General features: G+C 40.4%; 18 protein-coding genes, 3 tRNA genes and 3 rRNA genes. 19 read left to right on the plus strand and 5 right to left on the minus strand.

Translation table 11 applies throughout. The annotated features are described in order from the left end of the window. Positions 1 to 14: 14 nt before the first annotated feature. The 3 genes from dprA (at position 15) to FGD67_RS11490 (ending at position 2,292) form a co-directional block, all read left to right on the plus strand. A complete protein-coding gene (dprA, locus tag FGD67_RS11480; RefSeq protein WP_257171331.1) occupies positions 15 to 1,154 on the plus strand; it encodes a DNA-processing protein DprA in 1,140 nt (379 codons plus the stop codon). A 2-nt stretch (positions 1,155 to 1,156) separates the two neighbouring features. Beyond that, entirely contained in the window at positions 1,157 to 1,630 is a 474-nt protein-coding gene (locus FGD67_RS11485) for a DUF494 family protein (RefSeq protein WP_257171332.1), read from the plus strand. 95 nt (positions 1,631 to 1,725) lie between these two features. After that, positions 1,726 to 2,292 (plus strand): topoisomerase DNA-binding C4 zinc finger domain-containing protein, encoded by a 567-nt coding sequence (locus FGD67_RS11490; protein ID WP_257171333.1) that lies wholly within the window; start codon positions 1,726 to 1,728, stop codon positions 2,290 to 2,292. A 150-nt stretch (positions 2,293 to 2,442) separates the two neighbouring features. Here the strand turns inward: FGD67_RS11490 and FGD67_RS11495 are convergent, their stop codons facing one another. After that, complete coding sequence (locus FGD67_RS11495) at positions 2,443 to 3,600, minus strand: 5-(carboxyamino)imidazole ribonucleotide synthase (RefSeq protein WP_257171334.1); 1,158 nt, start codon at positions 3,598 to 3,600, stop codon at positions 2,443 to 2,445. Positions 3,601 to 3,610: 10 nt separating this feature from the next. Then, complete coding sequence (gene purE, locus FGD67_RS11500) at positions 3,611 to 4,093, minus strand: 5-(carboxyamino)imidazole ribonucleotide mutase (RefSeq protein ID WP_257171335.1); 483 nt, start codon at positions 4,091 to 4,093, stop codon at positions 3,611 to 3,613. 354 nt (positions 4,094 to 4,447) lie between these two features. Here purE and FGD67_RS11505 point away from each other — a divergent pair, with 354 nt between their 5' ends. Further along, positions 4,448 to 6,082, plus strand: coding sequence for an acyl-CoA synthetase (locus tag FGD67_RS11505; RefSeq protein ID WP_257171336.1), 1,635 nt, complete (start codon positions 4,448 to 4,450; stop codon positions 6,080 to 6,082). Positions 6,083 to 6,145: 63 nt separating this feature from the next. Here the strand turns inward: FGD67_RS11505 and FGD67_RS11510 are convergent, their stop codons facing one another. Beyond that, on the minus strand, positions 6,146 to 8,092 hold the full coding sequence (locus FGD67_RS11510) for a S9 family peptidase (protein ID WP_257171337.1): 1,947 nt from the start codon (positions 8,090 to 8,092) through the stop codon (positions 6,146 to 6,148). A 184-nt stretch (positions 8,093 to 8,276) separates the two neighbouring features. Here FGD67_RS11510 and FGD67_RS11515 point away from each other — a divergent pair, with 184 nt between their 5' ends. From FGD67_RS11515 to FGD67_RS11535, 5 genes are all read left to right on the plus strand, one after another. Next, complete coding sequence (locus FGD67_RS11515; protein WP_257171338.1) at positions 8,277 to 8,822, plus strand: Sua5/YciO/YrdC/YwlC family protein; 546 nt, start codon at positions 8,277 to 8,279, stop codon at positions 8,820 to 8,822. Continuing rightward, complete coding sequence (gene hemF / locus FGD67_RS11520; RefSeq protein WP_257171339.1) at positions 8,819 to 9,724, plus strand: oxygen-dependent coproporphyrinogen oxidase; 906 nt, start codon at positions 8,819 to 8,821, stop codon at positions 9,722 to 9,724. Before FGD67_RS11515 ends, hemF begins: the two co-directional genes overlap by 4 nt. Before the next feature lie 246 nt (positions 9,725 to 9,970). Continuing rightward, positions 9,971 to 10,648, plus strand: a complete 678-nt coding sequence (locus tag FGD67_RS11525; RefSeq protein WP_257171340.1) for an OmpW family protein — start codon at positions 9,971 to 9,973, stop codon at positions 10,646 to 10,648. 116 nt (positions 10,649 to 10,764) lie between these two features. Further along, positions 10,765 to 11,577, plus strand: coding sequence for a shikimate dehydrogenase (gene aroE, locus FGD67_RS11530; RefSeq protein ID WP_257171341.1), 813 nt, complete (start codon positions 10,765 to 10,767; stop codon positions 11,575 to 11,577). 19 nt (positions 11,578 to 11,596) lie between these two features. Beyond that, positions 11,597 to 11,830 (plus strand): hypothetical protein, encoded by a 234-nt coding sequence (locus FGD67_RS11535; protein WP_257171342.1) that lies wholly within the window; start codon positions 11,597 to 11,599, stop codon positions 11,828 to 11,830. Between the two features lie 8 nt (positions 11,831 to 11,838). On the opposite strand, the gene FGD67_RS11540 is transcribed toward FGD67_RS11535, so the two are convergent. Continuing rightward, the gene (locus tag FGD67_RS11540) at positions 11,839 to 12,384 is read right to left on the minus strand and encodes a gamma carbonic anhydrase family protein (RefSeq protein WP_257171343.1); all 546 of its coding nucleotides are present in this window, start codon (positions 12,382 to 12,384) and stop codon (positions 11,839 to 11,841) included. Between the two features lie 815 nt (positions 12,385 to 13,199). Here FGD67_RS11540 and FGD67_RS11545 point away from each other — a divergent pair. The 8 genes from FGD67_RS11545 (at position 13,200) to FGD67_RS11580 (ending at position 21,711) form a co-directional block, all read left to right on the plus strand. Further along, positions 13,200 to 14,743: ribosomal RNA gene (locus FGD67_RS11545) — 16S ribosomal RNA — on the plus strand. 230 nt (positions 14,744 to 14,973) lie between these two features. Continuing rightward, positions 14,974 to 15,050, plus strand: a tRNA-Ile gene (locus FGD67_RS11550). A 120-nt stretch (positions 15,051 to 15,170) separates the two neighbouring features. Next, positions 15,171 to 15,246 (plus strand) — tRNA-Ala (locus FGD67_RS11555). A 413-nt stretch (positions 15,247 to 15,659) separates the two neighbouring features. Beyond that, positions 15,660 to 18,556 (plus strand): 23S ribosomal RNA (locus tag FGD67_RS11560). 309 nt (positions 18,557 to 18,865) lie between these two features. Continuing rightward, a 5S ribosomal RNA gene (gene rrf, locus FGD67_RS11565) occupies positions 18,866 to 18,980 on the plus strand. Together the 16S, 23S and 5S rRNA genes with 3 tRNA genes alongside form the textbook arrangement of a ribosomal RNA operon. Positions 18,981 to 19,023: 43 nt before the next feature. Continuing rightward, a tRNA-Tyr gene (locus FGD67_RS11570) sits at positions 19,024 to 19,108 on the plus strand. Between the two features lie 257 nt (positions 19,109 to 19,365). Beyond that, positions 19,366 to 20,070 (plus strand): response regulator transcription factor, encoded by a 705-nt coding sequence (locus FGD67_RS11575; RefSeq protein WP_257171344.1) that lies wholly within the window; start codon positions 19,366 to 19,368, stop codon positions 20,068 to 20,070. Positions 20,071 to 20,343: 273 nt separating this feature from the next. Then, positions 20,344 to 21,711, plus strand: coding sequence for a DEAD/DEAH box helicase (locus FGD67_RS11580; protein ID WP_257171345.1), 1,368 nt, complete (start codon positions 20,344 to 20,346; stop codon positions 21,709 to 21,711). A 69-nt stretch (positions 21,712 to 21,780) separates the two neighbouring features. Here the strand turns inward: FGD67_RS11580 and FGD67_RS11585 are convergent, their stop codons facing one another. Continuing rightward, a complete protein-coding gene (locus FGD67_RS11585; protein ID WP_257171346.1) occupies positions 21,781 to 22,224 on the minus strand; it encodes a YaiI/YqxD family protein in 444 nt (147 codons plus the stop codon). A gap of 121 nt (positions 22,225 to 22,345) precedes the next feature. On the opposite strand from FGD67_RS11585, the gene FGD67_RS11590 reads away from it, so the two are divergent. Further along, positions 22,346 to 22,822, plus strand: coding sequence for an acyl-CoA thioesterase (locus FGD67_RS11590; protein ID WP_257171347.1), 477 nt, complete (start codon positions 22,346 to 22,348; stop codon positions 22,820 to 22,822). Between the two features lie 72 nt (positions 22,823 to 22,894). Further along, entirely contained in the window at positions 22,895 to 23,242 is a 348-nt protein-coding gene (locus FGD67_RS11595; RefSeq protein ID WP_257175104.1) for a DUF2750 domain-containing protein, read from the plus strand. Positions 23,243 to 23,248 lie beyond the last annotated feature (6 nt).

Here is a 23,248-nt window from a genome sequence, read left to right on the forward strand (position 1 = left end):
TTAAGGAGAATACGGTGGCAGATACTCGTAATAATAAAGCCGTAACTGAGTTAACTTCTGTGCATTATTGGCTAGCGCTAAAAGCTATTCCACGACTAGCGAGCTATAAAAAAATTGCCTTAGTAAAAAAGTTTGGTTTAAAAACATTATTTACTCAACAAGTCGATTTAAATCAAACGGGCCTTACTGGAGCTCAACGCTCTGCGATTAGTTCACCTGACTGGCATGGTTTAACTAAAGTAATTTTTGATTCACAGCTTTGTCAAAGTAAAATTATTGTTTATGACGATCCTGCGTACCCTGTATTATTAAAAGAAATCTATGATCCACCCATAGTGATATTTGCCCGTGGCAATATCGAATTATTATCACTTGCTAAAATAGCTATTGTTGGCAGTCGTAATGCTAGTGTAGCAGGTCGAGAAATAGCTCATAAACTTGCCGGGCAGCTAACGGCGCAGTTTGTGGTAACCAGTGGTTTGGCATTAGGTATTGATGCTCAGGCACATCTAGGGGCCTTGCACCATGGAGGCTATACCATTGCCGTTGTTGCTACTGGCTTAGATATGACTTATCCCGCTCGACATAAAAAATTACAGAAAGATATTATTGAAAATAAGGGCTTACTCATTAGTGAGTTTGCACCCGGTATTGCACCTAAAGCAGGGCATTTTCCGAAACGAAATCGTTTGATCAGCGGCTTAAGTTTGGGGGTTTTAGTGGTTGAAGCATCATTGAAAAGCGGTTCTTTGATCACGGCTCGTTGTGCACTAGAGCAATCAAGAGAAGTGTTTGCTGTACCAAGTTCAATTTATAATCTGCAAGCAAAAGGTTGTCATTGGCTAATTAAACAAGGCGCTAAACTTGTTGAGGATATAGCCGATATAGAGGAAGAGTTTGAAGATATTGTCACAGATAGTCTAAACTTAAGTAGAAACAAAGAGAAAGCTAATTCAAGAGAAAAAAGTGTACAACAGGACTTGTTTAACGATCCAATGTTAGCTAGTGTGGGATATGAAGTCACCCCTGTAGATATGGTGGTTTCTCGGAGTAAACTACCCATAGACGTAGTGCTAACTCGATTAACAGTACTTGAGCTTAAAGGTCTTGTGTCTGCGGTGCCAGGGGGCTACCTTAAATTAAATAGGGGCTAGTTATGTTTGATATTTTGATGTACCTTTTTGAAAATTATATTCATAGTGAAGCCGAAGTAATGGTAGATCATGACTTACTGACGGATGAATTAACCCGTGCCGGTTTTCACCAAGATGAAATATATAAAGCACTTGCGTGGTTAGAAAAGCTTGCTGCCTTGCAAGATACTGAAACTTATCCTTATTTAACTCGTGTGGGTAATCAATCGGTTCGAATTTATACCAGTGAAGAAAGTCAGATTCTAGACGTAGAATGCCGAGGTTTTCTCATGTTTTTAGAACAAGTGAATCTATTAGACTTTACTACCCGTGAAATGGTCATTGACCGAGTAATGGAGCTGGATACTAAATTTTTCTCCATCGATGATTTAAAGTGGGTGGTGCTAATGGTGCTGTTTAATGTACCAGGCAAAGAGAATGCCTACTCCCAAATGGAAGACTTAATTTTTGATGAGCAAGAAGGGCCATTGCATTAGCGGCTGCGCTGGAATTTAATTGTAGGAAAATTACACTACAGCTTCTTGATTAAAATATGGCATAATATGCACCTAATTTTGTAGGTGCATTTACTATGTCAAACCCCGAAAAACCACTATTTTCACGTCATGAACATGCCTTAGAAAATACCACTGAAATTTGCCCAGAATGTGGCTCAAAGTTAGCCATTAAGCATAGTAAATCCGGCTCGTTTTTTGGCTGTGTTAGTTACCCTAACTGTCAATATACACGACCTGTTGTTGAGCACGAACGAGTTGATGATAAAGTGCTTGTTGGTAGTGAGTGTCCTGAATGTGGCAATGAACTTGCGGTAAAACAAGGCCGTTATGGTATGTTTATTGGATGTACAAACTATCCTGATTGCCACCATATCGTGCATCAAGATGATAATGATATAGCAGAACAAGACATTACTTGCCCACAATGTAAAAAAGGTTACTTACAATCAAAGACTAGCAGATTTGGCAAAACATTTTATGCTTGTGATAGCTATCCGAAATGTAAATTTGTTGTCAATCACCAACCTGTTGCAGGCAAATGCGAGCAATGTGGCTTTGGCTTGTTGCTAAAAAGGCAAATGGCGGCGGGAGAGAAGTTACAATGCGCAGCTAAACCTTGCGGTCACTTTCAAAAAAATTAGTTTTTGGTATAACACTTTCAAAAAAATTAGTTTTTGGTATAATTAAAATAACAAAGCCAGTGTTATATCGCTATGATATCACTGGCTTTTTTAATCACTAATAATAAACTTAAATCGTTGAGCCATTAATGAGTGATATTTACATTATTTTTAGCTACTTAAACTGTTTTGGTAGGCGGCGATATAAGGCTTAAGTTCATCAAACGCTGCTTCTGGCAATAAATTAGCTAATAACATTAATCGTGTGGCTAATTGCGCTTCAGATTTTCCTGAGACATTAATATGGCCCATTTTACGACCAGCGCGTTTACTTTTCCCATACCAATGTAATTTTGTGCTTGCGACATTTAATATCTCGTTAGGTACGTTATCTTCACCTAAGATATTAATCATGGCGGTCGGACGAATTAAATCCGTGCTCCCTAATGGCAAATCACAGACCGCTCGTAAATGATTTTCGAATTGGCAAGTATCTGCACCTTGTTGTGTCCAATGACCTGAGTTATGCACACGAGGAGCAATTTCATTAACTAATAATTGTTCGCCAACTTGGAAGAATTCAATTGCTAAAACGCCCACGTAATCTAATTCTTTAGCAATACTATTAAAAACTTGTTGCGCTTGTGTTTGCAACACTTCATCCACGTGAGTAGCAATAGAAACACTGAGTACCCCTTTACTGTGATGATTTTGAGTCAGTGGATAAACGAGTGTGTTACCTTGGCTATCTCGAACACCAACTAAAGAAACTTCACGATCAAATGGCACCATTTGTTCTGCTATAACCGCATGCTTTACACCTTGTTCTCCACCATCGAAAAAAGCTTTAATATCAAGCCAGACTTCTTCTGCTTTTGCTTTATCTTGCAATCGCCATTGACCTTTACCATCGTAGCCAGCGAGGGCGCTTTTCAAAATTAAAGGAAAAGACAGTTGATTTAAAGCTTGATCAAAGTCTGCTTTAGTTTCGATAATTTGGTGTTGAGCATTTGCAACCGCAGATTTTATTAGCAAACTTTTTTCTAATCTTCTATCGCCGCCAACTTTAATCGCTTGGCTTGCGGGACGTAACTTACCTGAAGCCTGACACGTTGCGAGTGTTTGGTGGTCGATATGTTCAAATTCTGCCGTGATAAAGTCTGCAAATTCGATGCCCTGTGTTAAGTTACCAAAAACAATGTTAGTTGCCAGCGGATCAACGACATTACCTGAGCCAACATCAAAAGCCCTAATATCGATATTTAAGGGCTTAACAGCGAGTGCCATCATTCGAGCTAATTGACCTGCACCTAATACTAAAACATTCATGTAGCTAGCCTTATTGTGCAGGGTTTGGGTTATCAAGAATGGTTTGTGTTTGTTCTGCTCTAAATTTTTCAACAGCAGCTTGTACTGTTGGATCAGCTAAGCCGATGATTTGTGCAGCCAATAGACCTGCATTTGCTGCGCCTGCTGTGCCAATCGCCAATGTGCCAACGGCAATACCTTTTGGCATTTGGACAATAGAGAGTAATGAGTCTTGACCACTTAAGGCTTTTGATTGCACTGGTACACCTAAAACAGGCAGGCTGGTATAAGCAGCGGTCATGCCAGGTAAGTGCGCAGCACCACCAGCACCACCAATAATCACTTGAATACCACGTGCTTTGGCGCTCTCTGCATATTCAGCAAGTAAATGGGGTGTTCTATGTGCTGAAACTACTTTTGTTTCATAAGGAACGTTAAATAAATCTAACATATCAGCAGCGTGCTGCATTGTCGGCCAGTCCGACTTTGACCCCATGATAATTCCAACTTTCATATACTTAGTGCCTTTTTATGATGTGATTTTAAACCTAATCTTATACCAACTGAGTGCATGACATCATGTGGTATTATTTAACGATCAGGCGAAATTTAGCTCAAGATTATAACGTGTTTAAAAATATTCTGAAATGACAAATATTTCACGGTAGCGATAAATAACTATTAATTTTAGCTGATGTAGACCAAAGGATTATTTTTTAATTTTATTATCCGCGTATGATTATTTTTATATAAAAGGTTAAATATAATTAAGGTGACCGTATTCTATTGGTTTAAACAATCGATAACTTAATTGCGTGTTGTTTAAATTACTACTAAGGGTTACTTCAAAAAGTAAGCGAGGAAGAGTATGAATAATATTTATAACCAAGGTCTAGATAAGGTTGTTGCTAATAGCCAACCATTAACACCAATTAATTTTTTAAATCGTACTGCGGATGTTTACCCTGAAAAAATAGCGATTATTCATGGTAAGCAAAGAATTACTTATGATGAATATCGCAAAAATGTTCGTCGTTTAGCGTCAGGCCTGATTAAACATGGGGTAAAACCTGGGCAAACCGTTAGTATAATGGCGGCAAATATTCCTGCTTTTCTTGATGCCCACTATGGTGTGCCTTTAACAGGAGCGGTACTTAATGCGATCAACATTCGTCTTGATGCCGAAAATATTGCTTTTATTATGGATCATGGGGAATGTGATGTCTTGCTTACCGACACTGCATTTTCTGGTGTGATTAAGCAAGCATTAGCACTTTCCAAGCGAAAGCCCTTAGTAATCGATATTGATGATATTGAAGGCCCTGGCGGTGAATGTATCGGCACAATGGAATATCAAGAATTATTAGCGCAAGGGGATGAAAATTTTGTTGGCTCTCTCGTTGCTGATGAATGGCAAGCATTAGCGTTAAATTATACTTCGGGTACAACTGGCAACCCCAAAGGTGTGGTTTATTCTCACCGTGGTGCTTATCTTAATGCTATTGGCCATAACTTTATTTGGCCGACAGACAGCAATACGGTTTACCTGTGGACTTTACCTTTATTTCATTGCAATGGTTGGTGTTTTCCTTGGACCATCGTTGCGGTTGGGGGGACACAAGTCTGCTTAAGGCAAGTTGAAGTTGGTGCTATTGTTAATGCTATGATCGAACACAAAGTTAGTCATTTCTGTGGTGCCCCGATTGTACTTAATATGATTTTAAATGCTGAGCAAAGCTTACTGACACAATTGCCTAAAAATATTAAAGCCATGACCGCTGGCGCTCCACCGCCGGCGGCCGTGATTAAAGGCATTGAACGTTTAGGTATTGAAATTACACAAAGTTATGGTTTAACTGAGGTGTACGGACCTTGTGTAGTTAGTGAGTGGAAAAAAGAATGGAATGAGTTAAGTGCTGATGAACGTGCGGCGTTAAAAGCACGCCAAGGCGTACGATATCCGACTCAGGAGGAAGTTGATGTTCTTAATCCTGATACCATGGCGCCTGTTCGTTCTGATGGTGAAACCATTGGTGAAATAATGTTTCGCGGCAATACCACGATGAAAGGCTATTTAAAAAATGAAAAAGCCACAGAAGAAGCTTTTGCACATGGTTGGTTTCATTCCGGTGATTTAGCGGTCAAGCATCCGGATGGTTATATTGAAATTCGTGATCGTTCAAAAGATATTATTATTTCTGGCGGGGAAAATATTTCCTCTGTTGAAATAGAAGGCGTGCTATATATGCACCCAGCCATTCTAGAAGCTGCTGTTGTAGCGAAGAAAGATGAAAAGTGGGGAGAAACGCCTTGTGCATTCATTTGCTTGAAGCGAGGCCAAAGCATTACAGAGCAAGATGTTATTCAGCATTGTCGAGATCATATGGCGGGCTTTAAAGTCCCTAAAACTATTGTTTTTAGTGAGCTACCTAAAACATCGACCGGTAAAGTGCAAAAGTTTGTCTTAAGACAAAAGATTAAAACCTTATTTGAGTCAGCATAAAAACTAACCATTAAAAAGCCTGAATTAATTCAGGCTTTTTTATTCCTAAGCATTTATGAGGAGCTATTTTAAATGTTTACTTAAAAAATCAACAACCTTTCTCATGTATGCTTTTTGATTTTCTGGATTATAAAACCCATGACCTTCTTTCTCAATAGCAAGCCATTCATAAGAAGTACCAGCTTCATCTAGCGCATCTCTTAAACGCTTTGCATGCTCGAAAGGGGCGCGATTATCATCTTTACCATGCGCTAATAAAAGTGGCACTTTAATTTTTGAAGCATAATTTACAGGAGACATCGCTTTCAATTGTTCACTATCATTTCCTAGTACATTATTTAAGTAGCTCAGTCCTGAGCTTCTAGTGCGAATATCCCCTTCTTCAAACATAAGCTCTAAATCATAAATACCAGCGTTAGCGATCGCACATTTATATGTATCTGGATATAAGGTTGTACTTTGTACTGCGGAATATGCTCCAAAGCTCCCACCCATAATACAAACATTATTCATTTCAGCTTTTTTTCTATCAACAAGCCATTGATAGCTTTCATAAATGTCTTGTTGTATTTTCGACCCCCATACTCTATGGCCATCTATTTCATACTTTTCACCATATCCGCCGGAACCACGGTAATTAACTTGTAAGACGGAATACCCATGTAGTGCTAAGTACTGAACATTATTTGAATAACGCCAATAATCTCTTACGCCATGTGGCCCACCATGCACGACGACGACAACAGGAGCTAGTTTAGCATTATTTTTATTTTTTGCTTGAGTGAAATACCCGTTTATTTTACTGCCATCAGTCGCGGTAACTTGAATAGGCTCTGAAGGTATTAAGCTATCATTTTTAATTTGTGGTTTAAATTTAAATAATAATTCAATCTTATTTTTTTCTTTATCGTACAAATATAAACTACCAGGATCAATATCTGAGGTAACCATTATAATATATAGCTTACCATCCTCGCTTTTACTGGTTATATTAATCGAGTTATATGGGAATGATTGCAATAAGCTTTTAAATACTAATGCTTCTTCAATTTCTTTATTGAGGAGCAAATATGCTGGGTAGCCGTCATCAATTCTAATGGCATATAATGATCTTCCATCAGCCGTAAGTTTTACGTCAGTTACATCGACATTTTTATCGGTATATATGTTTTCATATGAAAAGTTTTCCATATTTAATTTAAATATACCAAAAAGATCCTGGTTGTGATTATCACGAGTGTAAAGGTACTTTCCTGACGAGCTAATTGAAATCAAAGAAACTGAATTACTAACTGTACCATCAGGAACTTTTTCCCATTGGCCATTTTTTTTTAAATATAATTGTTTTTTATCCTTACTATCTGTGCCAACAACAGCTTTAACCTCTCCTTTAGTATCTGTTAAAAAATGGCTAAAAGGAATAGGTGCTTTGCCTAGTTCCTTGTTGATTATGCCGGTGTATACATTAAGCATGAACACTGAAGATAGCCTTTCCCCTGTAGCACTCATCGGTGTTGATTTTATTAGAATATGTCTATCGTCTTCTGGTAAGATATCGATAATGCTTGCCCAACCAGATATACTTTTCTTACGCTTTAATCTAGTAGGACGTTGTAGGTTACCTGCTTTGTAACCATATATAAGTTTAGCTCTAGATCCATCATAGTTTACTGCAAATAGTTCACCATAAAATTGCGGTTGTTCATGCCACGGTACACGCTTTACCATATCAATCACTACGCGCTCACTGTTGACCCAGTGGTAATTTCCTACTTCATAATTTCCGGCAAGTTTAGCACTTCCTACCATTGCTAAGTCTTCGCGTTTAAAAAAGAGTAAAACTGTATTGTTTTCATGATTTACAGCTGTCGCAATATATTTTCCATCGGGAGATATTTTAGCATTTTGATATTGAGCATGATCATACAAAGAATCCCAGTTTTCAGATTGAGCGTTAAAAGCAGACAATAGTAAAAAGAATGTAACTGCTAAATTGTAGATTACTTGCATTATATTAATTTCCTTATTATATACGTAGTAAAAATGTTGCATTTTTGTAACACTGTAGTTTTTTTTGTTCAGAGAAACAAGCTTAGAAATTTTTTGTGGATGCTTAAATTAAAATACAGTAACAATAAAAAAAACGTATAATCACAGGTAAATAATTTTTATTTATAAACTGTAATAAAATTCAATGACGACAGCATTAGAAACTTATCAACAGGGCGGTATTTTGGCCTATCCAACTGAGGCCGTATTTGGCTTAGGTTGTGATCCCGACAATGATCAGGCAATTGAAAGGCTATTGTCTATTAAGGCTCGATCAGTCGATAAAGGCTTAATACTGCTAGCCGGTAATTATTCACAACTACTTCCTTATATAGACGATAGTAAAATCCCACAAGATAAGCGCTTTGCTGTGTTATCTCGATGGCCTGATGGCATCACGCAATTAGTTGCTAAAAATGTTAATACTTCAGCGTTACTTACAGGCTGTTTTGATACTATCGCTGTACGTATTACTAGCCAACCTGATGTGGTTGCACTCTGTAAAGCCACCAACAAGCCTATTGTTTCCACTAGTGCTAATTTAAGTGGTCAAGCCCCCGCAAAAATCTGGCAAAATATACCAAGTACATTAGCTGAAAAAATTGATTTTATTATTAAAGGTAAGACTTTAGGCTTTGAACAGCCATCCACCATTATTGATGCATTATCTGGAGATATTATTCGCTCATGAGCACTATAGATATAAACGTTGTTATTAAGTTTCTGAAATCATTACAAGACCAAATATGCTCAGCGTTAGAGGTTGCTGATGGTAGTGGTAAATTTATTGAAGATAATTGGCAACGTGCGGAAGGTGGTGGTGGTAGGACACGAGTATTAACCAGTGGCTCTGTGATTGAACAAGGTGGTGTAAACTTTTCTGTGGTGTCAGGTGATAAATTACCACCATCAGCAACAGCACATCGACCTGAATTGGCTGGCCGAAAATGGCAAGCTTGCGGCGTATCTTTAGTTATTCACCCTAAAAACCCTTTTGTTCCAACTTCTCATGCCAATGTTCGTTTTTTTATTGCTGAGAAAGAAGGTGAAGCACCCGTATGGTGGTTTGGTGGTGGTTTCGATCTCACTCCCTTTTATCCTTTTAAAGAAGATGTTGTATATTGGCATCAAACGGCTAAAGATATTTGTCAGCCCTTTGGCGAAGAGGTTTATCCCGAATATAAAAAATGGTGTGATGAATACTTCTATTTAAAGCATCGAAATGAAACTCGTGGTGTCGGTGGCTTGTTTTTTGATGACCTTAATAAGTGGTCATTCGAGCAGTGTTTTGATTACATCAAAGCCGTTGGCGTAGGTTTTATTGATGCTTATGTACCTTTGATAGAAAAGCGCAAAGCCACGCCATATGATGATAATAATCGTCAATTCCAATTATATCGTCGAGGTCGCTATGTTGAGTTCAATTTAGTGTTCGATCGCGGCACTTTATTTGGTTTGCAATCAGGTGGTAGAACTGAGTCTATATTGATGTCGATGCCGCCATTGGTTCGTTGGGAGTATAATTTTCAAGCTGCAGATGGCAGTGCAGAAGCTGAACTACAAAACTATCTTGTTGCACAAAGCTGGCTATAGTAAATATCATCTGTTTTTAGCACTCAAAAACAATATATTTGTAGAAAGCTTAGTTCAATATGTTGTTTTTGTGCGTTAGATCACAAAACAATCACTATTTAATTCATTACTTTAAATAAAACCATAATTATTTTGTGGTTTATTAAAAACCTTGTGCTAGATCAATTACTCTATTATCGAGCGGGCGTAATATTACCTCATTAAACAAATTCAATATTTCTATATTTAACAAAAGGTAATGCTCTCATGAAAAAATCAATAATTAATGGCTTAATACTTTCTGCTCTTACATTATCTCCTCTGGCTTTTTCAAACCAAGCGGGTGATTTTATTGTACGTGGTGGCGCAACTATGGTTAACCCTGACAGTGACAAATCTAACATTATGTTGGGTGGCGCTGATTCAACTATGACATTGACGGTAGACGATAATACACAGCTAGGTTTGAATTTTGTTTACTTCTACGATAATAACTGGGCAATTGAACTATTAGCCGCAACACCTTTTACCCATGATGTAACTATTCAAGATAAAAACGCAGTGCTTGGGGTTGATGGTGCTAACTTAGGCGAAGTATCACAGTTACCACCAACATTAAGTGCATTATATTACTTTGATACGAACTCAGCTTTTAAGCCTTATGTTGGTGTTGGTGTTAACTATACAGTTTTCTTTGATGAAGATTTTGCCGCGGCTCCAAAATCATTAGGTTTAAGCAACCTAGATTTAGATGGCTCATTTGGTTTGTCTGCACAAATTGGCGCTGATTATCATTTAGATGATAAGTGGTCACTAAACGCTTCTATTCGTTATATTGATATATCTACTGATGCAACATTCGATGTTGGTGGAGCTAGCATTGGTAAAGCTAACATTGATGTCGATCCAATGGTTTACTCGCTGATGTTAGGTTATAAATTTTAAGGTCAGGATTAAGTAGGTTAATAAATATAAAAAGCAGTAATTGAATTACTGCTTTTTTGTTTGCATCTTTTCATAACTAGGTTAGTCTACAGCTAAACTCTTTAGCAAGTATTCTCATGGATCAATACCGTGTATTTGGCAATCCAATTGCTCAATCAAAATCGCCGTTTATTCACCAACAATTTGCCACACAAACCGAACAAATTATCAATTATCAAAGTGAATTGGTTGATCTTGATAAATTTGAGTTAGCAGTAAGTGAACTGATTGCCGATAATGGTAAAGGTGCCAATGTTACTGCGCCTTTTAAAGAACAAGCTTTTATACTGTGCGACGAATTGAGTGAAAGGGCAAAGTTAGCTGGTGCGGTTAATACCTTAATATTCTCTAATGGTGCTATTTATGGTGATACTACTGACGGTGTCGGCTTAGTAAGTGATTTGCTTAGACATCAAATTCAACTACAAAAGAGTAAAATATTATTGCTCGGTGCTGGCGGAGCAGCGAAAGGTGTTGTGCAAGCCTTATTAGAGCAATCACCAACGTCGTTAACTATTGCCAATAGAACACTAAGTAAAGCGCAAGCCATTGTTAGTCAATATCCTGATCAGGCAATACATGCTGTTACGTTTACTGATACTGAGCAGTTATCTTTTGATATTATTATTAATGCAACGTCGGCAGGGTTGTCGGGCGAAAGTTTACCCATTTCAAACGCCACCATAAAAAGCGCAGTGGCTTGTTATGATATGGTGTATGGCAAACATCCGACTGCTTTTTTAATTCAAGCAAAAACTCTTGGGGTTAAGCATATTATCGATGGGTTAGGTATGTTGGTAGGACAAGCCGCCGAAAGCTTCAAGTTATGGAGAGGTGTTAGTCCAGATATCGAACCTGTACTGATATCGTTAAGAACTCAGTTGAAGTAACAAATTTAGAGAAAGAAAGATGAATCAAGCATTTTTATTTAATGATGACCTACATTTTGATGAACAACATGACGCATGGTCATTGACCGGCCAGTTATCAGGGCAAAGAGTAACTATATTTTTTCACTCAATGCAGTTAAAAAACATAGCGAAAATTGATAATTGTACAAAATATGATTTAGAAGAAGTGGCAGAACTCTGGCTCGAAAAAAATGAGCCAGAAGGAAATGAAATACATATAGACATCAGATGATTGAGGCTTTAATTATCCATAGCTAAATATTCATCTTTTAATTCCACATAATTAATGGCTGATTGCTTGAGAAATTTAGCTTCACTTTCTTTAAGTAATCTTGCTTGTTTTACGGGGTTACCAACATATAAATAACCGCGTTTTAGTGTTTTGTTTGGAGGCACTAAACTACCAGCACCAATGAATACGTCATTCTCAATAGTCGCACCATCCATAATAATAGCACCCATACCAACAAGGATACGATCTCCTAATGTACAACCATGTAACATGCACTTATGCCCAACGGTAACATCGTCACCAATGATTAAAGGATTACCCTTTGGGTTAGCTGCACTTTTTCGAGTGACATGTAAAACACTACCATCCTGAATATTAGTTCTTGCGCCAATAGTTATTTTATTAACATCACCCCTTGCAGCGACTAAGGGCCAAACACTAGTATCATCACCTAACGTGATATCCCCAACGAGTACCGCTGTTTCATCGACATAAACATTACTACCTAATATAGGAGCATTGTTATGATAACTACGAAATTTGTTTTTATGCATGAATATAAGCTTTTAAATGACTGATATAGCCATATTAGCAAAATGTCGGGTTAAATAGTGTGCTTCAAATAAATATTCGACTAATCTTAGTTTGCAAATAGGTAAAGTCGTCGCTCGGCCTGATGCTAAAGTGCGTACTTTTAGCGCTATTTGCGCATTTAAAACGCAGTCACAGCAAGGGCTGTGCAAATAAAAGCCAAACAAACCACTTTTATCAATTTAATTGCATTTAGCTGTTGACGTGAAGCGAGAAATCTCTAGAATGCGCTCCAGTTCCAAGGGGTCACCCCAACGAGCTGTTTTAATAGGTTATCTCGTACAGTTCAGGCTGAATTGGTTAACTTAACGTTTTAAAGTAAAGGTTTTAAATCTTCTGAAAAGAAAGTTTAAAAAGTTTCAAAAAAGCGTTGACATTAAAACTGAGTTGCGTAGAATGCGCATCTCGCTTCAGAAGCCCTTAGCGTCAAGCAAAGAGTGGTCTGCAGCAACGAAACAACTTACGGTATAGAGCGAATGAGATTCTGTATCGGTATCATCTTTGATGATACGTTCTTTAACAATTAGTTATCATGCAATTTGTGTGGACACTCACATTAACGTTGATTTTACATAGTTATCTCTTTCTTCGGAAAGAACATAACAAAAAAAACAGCTTAATATGATGTCACACAAAAAATAAGTATCATTTAAACTTTCGGGTTTGAATAATACGTTTTATGTAGTTATTTAGTTCCTAGTCGGGATTAAGTAACACGACAGAATTCATTGAGCAGATGTTGAAACAAGTTTACTTGTCTCACATCACAAACGATTTTTAATTGAAGAGTTTGATCATGGCTCAGATTGAACGCTGGCGGCAGGCTTAACACATGCAAGTCGAGCGGAAACGAGAATAGCTTGCTATTCGGCGTCGAGCGGCGGACGGGTGAGTAATGCTTGGGAATATGCCTTTGAGTGGGGGACAACAGTTGGAAACGACTGCTAATACCGCATAATGTCTACGGACCAAAGGGGGGGACGCTTCGGCACCTCTCGCTCATTGATTAGCCCAAGTGAGATTAGCTAGTTGGTAAGGTAATGGCTTACCAAGGCGACGATCTCTAGCTGGTTTGAGAGGATGATCAGCCACACTGGGACTGAGACACGGCCCAGACTCCTACGGGAGGCAGTAGTGGGGGAATATTGCACAATGGGCGAAAGCCTGATGCAGCCATGCCGCGTGTGTGAAGAAGGCCTTCGGGTTGTAAAGCACTTTCAGCGAGGAGGAAAGGGTGTTGTTTAATACGCAACATCTGTGACGTTACTCGCAGAAGAAGCACCGGCTAACTTCGTGCCAGCAGCCGCGGTAATACGAGGGGTGCAAGCGTTAATCGGAATTACTGGGCGTAAAGCGTGCGTAGGTGGTTTGTTAAGCAAGATGTGAAAGCCCTGGGCTCAACCTGGGAACTGCATTTTGAACTGGCAAGCTAGAGTTTTGTAGAGGGTAGTGGAATTTCCAGTGTAGCGGTGAAATGCGTAGAGATTGGAAGGAACATCAGTGGCGAAGGCGGCTACCTGGACAAAGACTGACACTGAGGCACGAAAGCGTGGGGAGCAAACAGGATTAGATACCCTGGTAGTCCACGCCGTAAACGATGTCAACTAGCCGTCTGTAGACTTGATCTGTGGGTGGCGTAGCTAACGCGCTAAGTTGACCGCCTGGGGAGTACGGCCGCAAGGTTAAAACTCAAATGAATTGACGGGGGCCCGCACAAGCGGTGGAGCATGTGGTTTAATTCGATGCAACGCGAAGAACCTTACCATCCCTTGACATCCAGAGAAGAGACTAGAGATAGACTTGTGCCTTCGGGAACTCTGTGACAGGTGCTGCATGGCTGTCGTCAGCTCGTGTTGTGAAATGTTGGGTTAAGTCCCGCAACGAGCGCAACCCCTATCCTTATTTGCCAGCGCGTAGTGGCGGGAACTCTAAGGAGACTGCCGGTGATAAACCGGAGGAAGGTGGGGACGACGTCAAGTCATCATGGCCCTTACGGGATGGGCTACACACGTGCTACAATGGCAAGTACAGAGGGCAGCAATATCGCGAGATGGAGCGAATCCCACAAAGCTTGTCGTAGTCCGGATCGGAGTCTGCAACTCGACTCCGTGAAGTCGGAATCGCTAGTAATCGTAGATCAGAATGCTACGGTGAATACGTTCCCGGGCCTTGTACACACCGCCCGTCACACCATGGGAGTGGGTTGCAAAAGAAGTGGCTAGTTTAACCTTCGGGAGGACGGTCACCACTTTGTGATTCATGACTGGGGTGAAGTCGTAACAAGGTAACCCTAGGGGAACCTGGGGTTGGATCACCTCCTTATCTTGAAGTAAAACAGCTTAATGAGAACCTCGGTTCTACGAGTGTCTACACAAATTACATGATAACAAATTAGAAGAAGTCCAAACATGCTAGTGCTTCATCCCTTTTAGGCGAAGTTAATTTGCTTGAGTTCAAGGCGTGCGAGAAGTGAGCGTAGGAGTTACCGACTGGTAATGACAAGCGAACGACGAGTACAACGAAGAAATCAAGTAAAGAAACGAGTATAAAATAGGTCTGTAGCTCAGCTGGTTAGAGCGCACCCCTGATAAGGGTGAGGTCGGCAGTTCAAGTCTGCCCAGACCTACCAATTTACGCTTTTTACGGCGTTGGTTCATCACTCGTGTAGAAATACCTACACTTCGTGATAAACCGCCTTGTAAAAAACGTAAATATGAGTTTCGTTTTAGCTAAACATGTTTCCCATTGCGGGGCTATAGCTCAGCTGGGAGAGCGCCTGCCTTGCACGCAGGAGGTCAGCAGTTCGATCCTGCTTAGCTCCACCACTTCTTCACAAAGAATTGAATGACCAAACTTAAGTTATGCTTTTTATAAGCTCTTTTAAGTTTGGTTTTTTAAACCACGATTTATGCCGAATGCGTGCATTAATTGAGTTCTTTAACAATCTGGAAAGCTGATATAAATACCGGTATTTATATGGCAAACACGGTGTCGCGCTGTTGTTTGTAAATTATAAATACCAAGCTGTTGTTAATGGGAATATCGCCTGTTAATAATGGTGATTACGGGTCCTCCTCGGAAACGTAATCAACCCGGTAGTAAGTTTTTACTTTTACGAGTTAAATTTATTACCACTCTTATTCAAGACACACTTTGTGTGCGTGAAAATGTCAGACTTTACAATTGCTGTGGATTAGTCTCCGCGGTGTACCAAATAGGAAACTACTTGGGGTTGTATGGTTAAGTGACTAAGCGTATGTGGTGGATGCCTTGGCAGTTAGAGGCGATGAAGGACGTGTTAATCTGCGAAAAGCTTTGGTGAGGTGATAAAAACCGTTATAGCCAAAGATGTCCGAATGGGGAAACCCACCCAAGGTAACTTGGGTATCGTTAAGTGAATACATAGCTTAACGAGGCGAACCGGGAGAACTGAAACATCTAAGTACCCCGAGGAAAAGAAATCAACCGAGATTTCCTTAGTAGCGGCGAGCGAACGGGAATTAGCCCTTAAGTGGTTTGTAAGTTAGTGGAATCTACTGGAAAGTAGAGCGATACAGGGTGATAGCCCCGTACACGAAAATAAACTTATCATGAAATCGAGTAGGTCGGCACACGTGAAACGTTGACTGAACATGGGGGGACCATCCTCCAAGGCTAAATACTCCTAACTGACCGATAGTGAACCAGTACCGTGAGGGAAAGGCGAAAAGAACCCCTGTGAGGGGAGTGAAATAGAACCTGAAACCGCATACGTACAAGCAGTGAGAGCTAGATTTAGTCTAGTGATTGCGTACCTTTTGTATAATGGGTCAGCGACTTATATTCTGTAGCAAGGTTAACCGAATAGGGGAGCCGTAGCGAAAGCGAGTGTTAACTGCGCGTTTAGTTGCAGGGTATAGACCCGAAACCCGGCGATCTACCCATGGGCAGGTTGAAGGTTGAGTAACATCAACTGGAGGACCGAACACACGTATGTTGAAAAATGCGGTGATGACTTGTGGGTCGGAGTGAAAGGCTAATCAAGCCGGGAGATAGCTGGTTCTCCCCGAAATCTATTTAGGTAGAGCCTCGCACGAACACCATTGGGGGTAGAGCACTGTTAAGGCTAGGGGGTCATCCCGACTTACCAACCCTTTGCAAACTCCGAATACCAATGAGTGATATGCGGGAGACACACTACGGGTGCTAACGTCCGTTGTGAAGAGGGAAACAACCCAGACCGCCAGCTAAGGTCCCAAAGTACTAGTTAAGTGGGAAACGATGTGGAAAGGCATAGACAGCTAGGAGGTTGGCTTAGAAGCAGCCATCCTTTAAAGAAAGCGTAATAGCTCACTAGTCGAGTCGGTCTGCGCGGAAGATGTAACGGGGCTAAACTAGTCACCGAAGCTGCGGATTTGTTCTTTAGGAACAAGTGGTAGGGGAGCGTTCTGTAAGCCGTTGAAGGTGAGTTGTAAAGCTTGCTGGAGGTATCAGAAGTGCGAATGCTGACATGAGTAACGATAAGGGGAGTGAAAAACTCCCCCGCCGAAAGACCAAGGTTTCCTGTCCCATGTTAATCAGGGCAGGGTAAGTCGGCCCCTAAGGCGAGGCGGAAACGCGTAGTCGATGGGAAACAGATTAATATTTCTGTACTTCTATATATTGCGAAGGAGGGACGGAGTAGGCTAGGTGAGCACGGCGTTGGTAGTCCGTGTGAAAGTATGTAGGCGGTTATCTTAGGTAAATCCGGGATTTCATTTAAACGCTGAGATACGAGACGAGTCTCCAAGGAGATGAAGTCATTGATGCCATGCTTCCAGGAAAAGCTTCTAAGCTTCAGATATATAGGAACCGTACCCCAAACCGACACAGGTGGTTAGGTAGAGAATACTAAGGCGCTTGAGAGAACTCGGGTGAAGGAACTAGGCAAAATAGTACCGTAACTTCGGGAGAAGGTACGCTCTCTAATGTGAATGACTTGCTCAGTAAGCAATGGAGAGTCGAAGTAACCAGGTGGCTGGAACTGTTTATTAAAAACACAGCACTGTGCAAAATCGAAAGATGACGTATACGGTGTGACGCCTGCCCGGTGCCGGAAGGTTAATTGATTGGGTTAGTCCTCGGACGAAGCTCATGATCGAAGCCCCGGTAAACGGCGGCCGTAACTATAACGGTCCTAAGGTAGCGAAATTCCTTGTCGGGTAAGTTCCGACCTGCACGAATGGCGTAATCATGGCCACACTGTCTCCACCCGAGACTCAGTGAAATTGAAATTGCGGTTAAGATGCCGTATACCCGCGGCTAGACGGAAAGACCCCGTGAACCTTTACTATAGCTTGACAGTGAACATTGCTCCTACATGTGTAGGATAGGTGGGAGGCTTTGAAACCATGTCGCTAGATGTGGTGGAGCCAACCTTGAAATACCACCCTTGTATGCGTGATGTTCTAACCTAGGGCCCTTATCGGGCTTGGGGACACTGTCTGGTGGGTAGTTTGACTGGGGCGGTCTCCTCCTAAAGAGTAACGGAGGAGCACGAAGGTTGGCTAAGTACGGTCGGACATCGTACGGTTAGTGCAATGGCATAAGCCAGCTTAACTGCGAGACAGACACGTCGAGCAGGTACGAAAGTAGGTCATAGTGATCCGGTGGTTCTGTATGGAAGGGCCATCGCTCAACGGATAAAAGGTACTCCGGGGATAACAGGCTGATACCGCCCAAGAGTTCATATCGACGGCGGTGTTTGGCACCTCGATGTCGGCTCATCACATCCTGGGGCTGAAGTCGGTCCCAAGGGTATGGCTGTTCGCCATTTAAAGTGGTACGCGAGCTGGGTTTAGAACGTCGTGAGACAGTTCGGTCCCTATCTGCCGTGGGCGTTTGAGAATTGAAGAGGGCTGCTCCTAGTACGAGAGGACCGGAGTGGACGAACCGCTGGTGTTCGGGTTGTTATGCCAATAGCATTGCCCGGTAGCTACGTTCGGAACTGATAACCGCTGAAAGCATCTAAGCGGGAAGCAGGCTTTGAGATGAGTTCTCACTGGAGCTTTAAGCTCCCTAAAGGGTCGTTGGAGACTACAACGTTGATAGGTTGGGTGTGGAAGTGCTGCGAGGCATTGAGCTAACCAATACTAATTACCCGTGAGGCTTAACCATACAACACCCAAGTGGTTTTGTTGTATGAAGTTTGACACAGTGTAGGAATACACACATCACGCATGACAATAGTGTGAATAAGAGATAGATAAGCTAACAGTTAAAAGCTGTCAGCTATCAGTAAAACGAGTATTTTTAACTCTTAACAGAGTTCAGCTTTCTAAGATTATTACTTGTTAATCATTTACGAAGGTAAGTGACGAATTGACAAAGCAGCAAATGAGCGAGAAACGAAGTTGAGTTTACTCAATGAGTATCAGAGCGATTGTAGCAATGGCGTCAATTTGGTAATTAACAAGAAAATTTTTGTCTAGCGACAATAGCGACATGGCCCCACCTGATCCCATTCCGAACTCAGAAGTGAAACGTGTTAGCGCCGATGGTAGTGTGGGAGTTCCCATGTGAGAGTAGGACATTGCTAGACTTCTTTTCAGAATACCCAGCTTATGCTGGGTTTTCGACCCTGTGGAGGGGTTCCCGAGTGGCCAAAGGGATCAGACTGTAAATCTGACGGCTCAGCCTTCGGTGGTTCGAATCCACCTCCCTCCACCATCATTCTAAAACCCGTAGCTCATGCTACGGGTTTTTTCGTTATGTTCTTTAAAAAATTTTCCATAATTTAGTGCTTTCTGCGACTATTGGTCACTTATTGATCTGTCAAAGTTACATATTAGATACAATTATCCTACTATTTTGTATTGTTGTGTGAAGATAAAAGGAGGAAAATCAATTTATTAGTATCTATTGTTTTAGGTTAAGTAATTGTGATCTAAATGAAATTTACGAATTATGAATTAAGGAACACCATCATGAAAGAAGTACTAATTATTGAAGATGATCAATTGGTGTCTCTTACTTTGAAAAGCCAATTAGAACGTAAAGGCTTCGCTGTTAATCAAGTGTTCAATGGTTCGACAGCATTGCGGAAAGTTATTAATACTTTTCCTGATCTGATTTTATTAGATATAGGCTTGCCTGATATCAATGGTTACGAGGTGTGTAAACAACTTAGAGAATTTTATCAACGACCGATTATTTTCATTACCAGCGATGAAGATTCATTAGCAGAAATCAAATGCTTTGAAGTTGGCGCTGATGATTTCGTGTTAAAAACAGCACCCTTTGAAGTGCTATATCAACGTATAAAACGCTTAGGCGTTCGACCTACTAATTATCAACCTGATGATATTTTAGAGTTTGGTGAGCTTAAGTTTATTCCGGCGTCAACAGATTGCTTTTATCAAAAAAAAGCTTTGGGCTTAACACAGGAAGAATATGAGTTGTTCTACTTTATTGCCACTAAGCATAACAGTGTGGTGTCTAGGCAAATTATTCTGAAAGTGTTGAAAGGAGCTGATTATGACGGTATTGACCGTTCTATTGATATTAAAGTCGCTCGTATCAGAAATAAATTAAAAACGGTTGGTTTACCGGCAAATATTATTCAATCTGTTCGCTCTATAGGGTACCAGGTGTGTTTTTCAATAGTTTCTGAATCTGAAATCGTCACCTAACTTTGCTTATAAATGGCTGGCCGAGTAAGATAATAAATAAGTATTAAGTTCCTCAATAATCTGAAAATATCAATAATCTTTATGTTGGTGTTTTTTGAGATTGACCATGATTAATTTCATTAACAACTCATAAGCAATGCGACGGTTTATTAATGGTTCGGTGGTATTGTTAATGCTCTAGAATAACTACTATCATTGCACTGGAGCCGTCTATACTGTATTCTGCACCGCCGTTTGACATTGGCTCAAACCCCAGCGAGAAGAGTATATTCTATGAGTTTTACCGATTTAGGTTTATCTGCCCCAATTCAAAAAGCTATAGCGGAAAAAGGTTACGATACACCATCGCCTATTCAAGCTCAGGCTATTCCTGCGGTACTCGCTGGTAGAGACGTCATGGCAGCTGCGCAAACGGGCACAGGTAAAACAGCAGGCTTTACCTTACCTATTCTCGAATTGCTTTCAAATGGCGAGAAAGCACGCCCCAATCAAGCGCGAACACTCATTATTACGCCAACACGTGAACTTGCTGCTCAGATAGCTGAAAATGTCGAAATGTATGGTAAGCACTTAGACCTTAAATCAACGGTAGTATTTGGTGGGGTTAAAATTAATCCGCAAATGCTACGCTTACGTCAAGGTGTTGATATTCTTGTTGCTACACCAGGACGGTTATTAGATTTATATAATCAAAATGCTGTACGTTTTAATCAATTAGAAATTTTAGTACTTGATGAAGCTGATCGTATGTTAGATATGGGCTTTCTACGTGATATTAAGAAAATTTTATCCTTATTACCAAAAAAACGCCAAACACTACTTTTCTCAGCAACATTTTCACCAGATATTCGTGAGCTAGCGAAAGGAATTGTTAATGACCCCGTAGAGATTTCAATCAGCCCGAAAAATACCACGGCAGAAACGGTTGAGCAGTTAATCTATTCAGTAGATAAAAATAAGAAAGCGCCATTACTGACACATTTGATTAAAACTAATGATTGGCGACAAGTTATCGTTTTTATGAAAACTAAGCATGGCGCAAATAAATTAACCAAACAACTTGATGCTGCTGATATTAGAGCTGCTGCTATTCATGGCAATAAAAGCCAAGGGGCAAGAACAAAAGCATTAGCACAATTTAAAGAAGGTACTATCAATGTACTGGTAGCAACAGATATTGCTGCTCGTGGTATCGATATTGATCAACTACCTCAAGTGGTTAACTTTGAATTACCGAATGTACCAGAAGATTATGTACATCGTATTGGTCGTACGGGCCGAGCTGGTGCAAGTGGTCATGCGGTATCATTAGTCTGTGCGGACGAAATCGATCTATTGAATGACGTTGAACATGTGATTCAAACCCATTTACCGAGAGAAATAGTTGCTGGTTTTGAGCCACTCAATGCTTTACCAGAATCACGTAAATTACGCCCATTAAAAGCAAAAAAACCGAAGAAGTTCAAAACGGACAAACCTGAACATAAAGATGGTCAACGCTCAGGTGATAATGCACGTGGTCATAAGCCAACCGGTAAAAATAGACGTCATACGGGTAACAATACTAGTGCTAATCCGTATGGGAATAGTGATGGTAATAACGCTAGCAGACGTCGTATTAAACCAGCTGCAAGCAAATAACTAACAATTAAATATACGGCCGGTGATTTTTAATTAGTAAAAGGCCATATTGGGATTAATTAAAGCAAATTATTGTTGTGCTAATAATTTATCAAGGTTGTTGGCAAAGGCTTGTCGATCTGCTTGGCTAATTGGTGGCGCGCCACCGGTCTCAATACCACTAGAGCGCAAAGTATCCATAAAATCACGCATATTAAGACGTTGACGAATATTGCTCTCGGTGTAAAGTTCTCCTCTAGGGTTTAGCGCTAAGCAACCTTTTTCGACAACTTCTGCGGCTAATGGGATATCTGCGGTGATGACTAAGTCATTAGGCTCGGCGCGTTTAACAATTTCATTGTCAGCGACATCAAAGCCAGCACTCACTTGTACAAAGCTGATAACTTTAGAAGGTGGCACTTTTAAATAATGGTTAGCCAGTAATGTTGTGACTGTTTGTGTACGTTCAGCGGCTCTAAATAATATTTCTTTAATGACTACGGGACAGGCATCGGCATCAACCCAAATTTTCATGCTTTCTCTTTAAATTTTAACTATGACTTAACTGGTGGTAATGTACCTTTAAATAATCGCTATTGTAAGTTTTGTTAAAGGTTAATTAGATTGTAACAATTATTTATAAACAGGAAATGTAATGAATCAACCACAGCGTGATATAACTTTAAGATTTTTGGCTGAGCCTCAAGATGTAAATTTTGGTGGTAAAGTTCACGGTGGTGCCGTCATGAAATGGATCGATTTAGCTGCTTATGCTTGTGCCGCTGGTTGGAGTGGTCGTTATTGTGTTACCGCTTATGCAGGTGGTATCCGTTTTATTGCCCCGATCCACGTTGGTAGCTTAGTAGAAGTTGAAGCAAAGGTTATTTATACCGGTAAATCTTCAATGCATATAGCTTTGGAAGTGAATGCTTGTGATCCTAAATCGTTAAATCGTCGATTAACCACACACTGCATTGTTATTATGGTTGCTGTTGATCAAAATGGTCAATCTGAACGCGTTCCTGAGTGGGTTCCACAGTCAGAAGCAGATAAAAAGCAGCATGAAAGTGCAAGAAAATTAATGGAAATGCGTAAACAGATCGGCGAAGAGATGCAAATTTTTGTAGAATAGCGCCTTATTTAAAAATAAATTTCAGCAGGACTTCATGTGTTAGAGCCAGAAAAAGTTAAGCAAATATTACAAATGGATGATGCGCAACGCGCTGTTTATTTTGTTAATGAGACCGTCACTCAAAATCAGTTATGGATTTTAACTGATGAACATGGTTGTGTGATGCTCAATACTGAAGAAGAAGATTGTGTGCCAGTTTGGCCGAATGAAGAGTTCGCCCAAGCTTGGGTTACTGATCAATGGCAGAATTGTCAGCCTGAAGCTATTTCTTTGAATAAGTGGTTTAGCCGATGGACACATGGTCTTGCAGACGACGAACTCGCCATTGTAGTCTTTCCAAGCCAAGATGAACAAGGGCTCGTTTATTATCCCGATGAACTTGAGCATGAGCTTAAGCAACATTCAGTTAAAAAGCGATAATTTGTC

Origin of the sequence: Colwellia sp. M166 (assembly GCF_024585285.1) — a bacterium.
In the GTDB taxonomy this organism is placed as follows: Bacteria; Pseudomonadota; Gammaproteobacteria; order Enterobacterales; family Alteromonadaceae; genus Cognaticolwellia.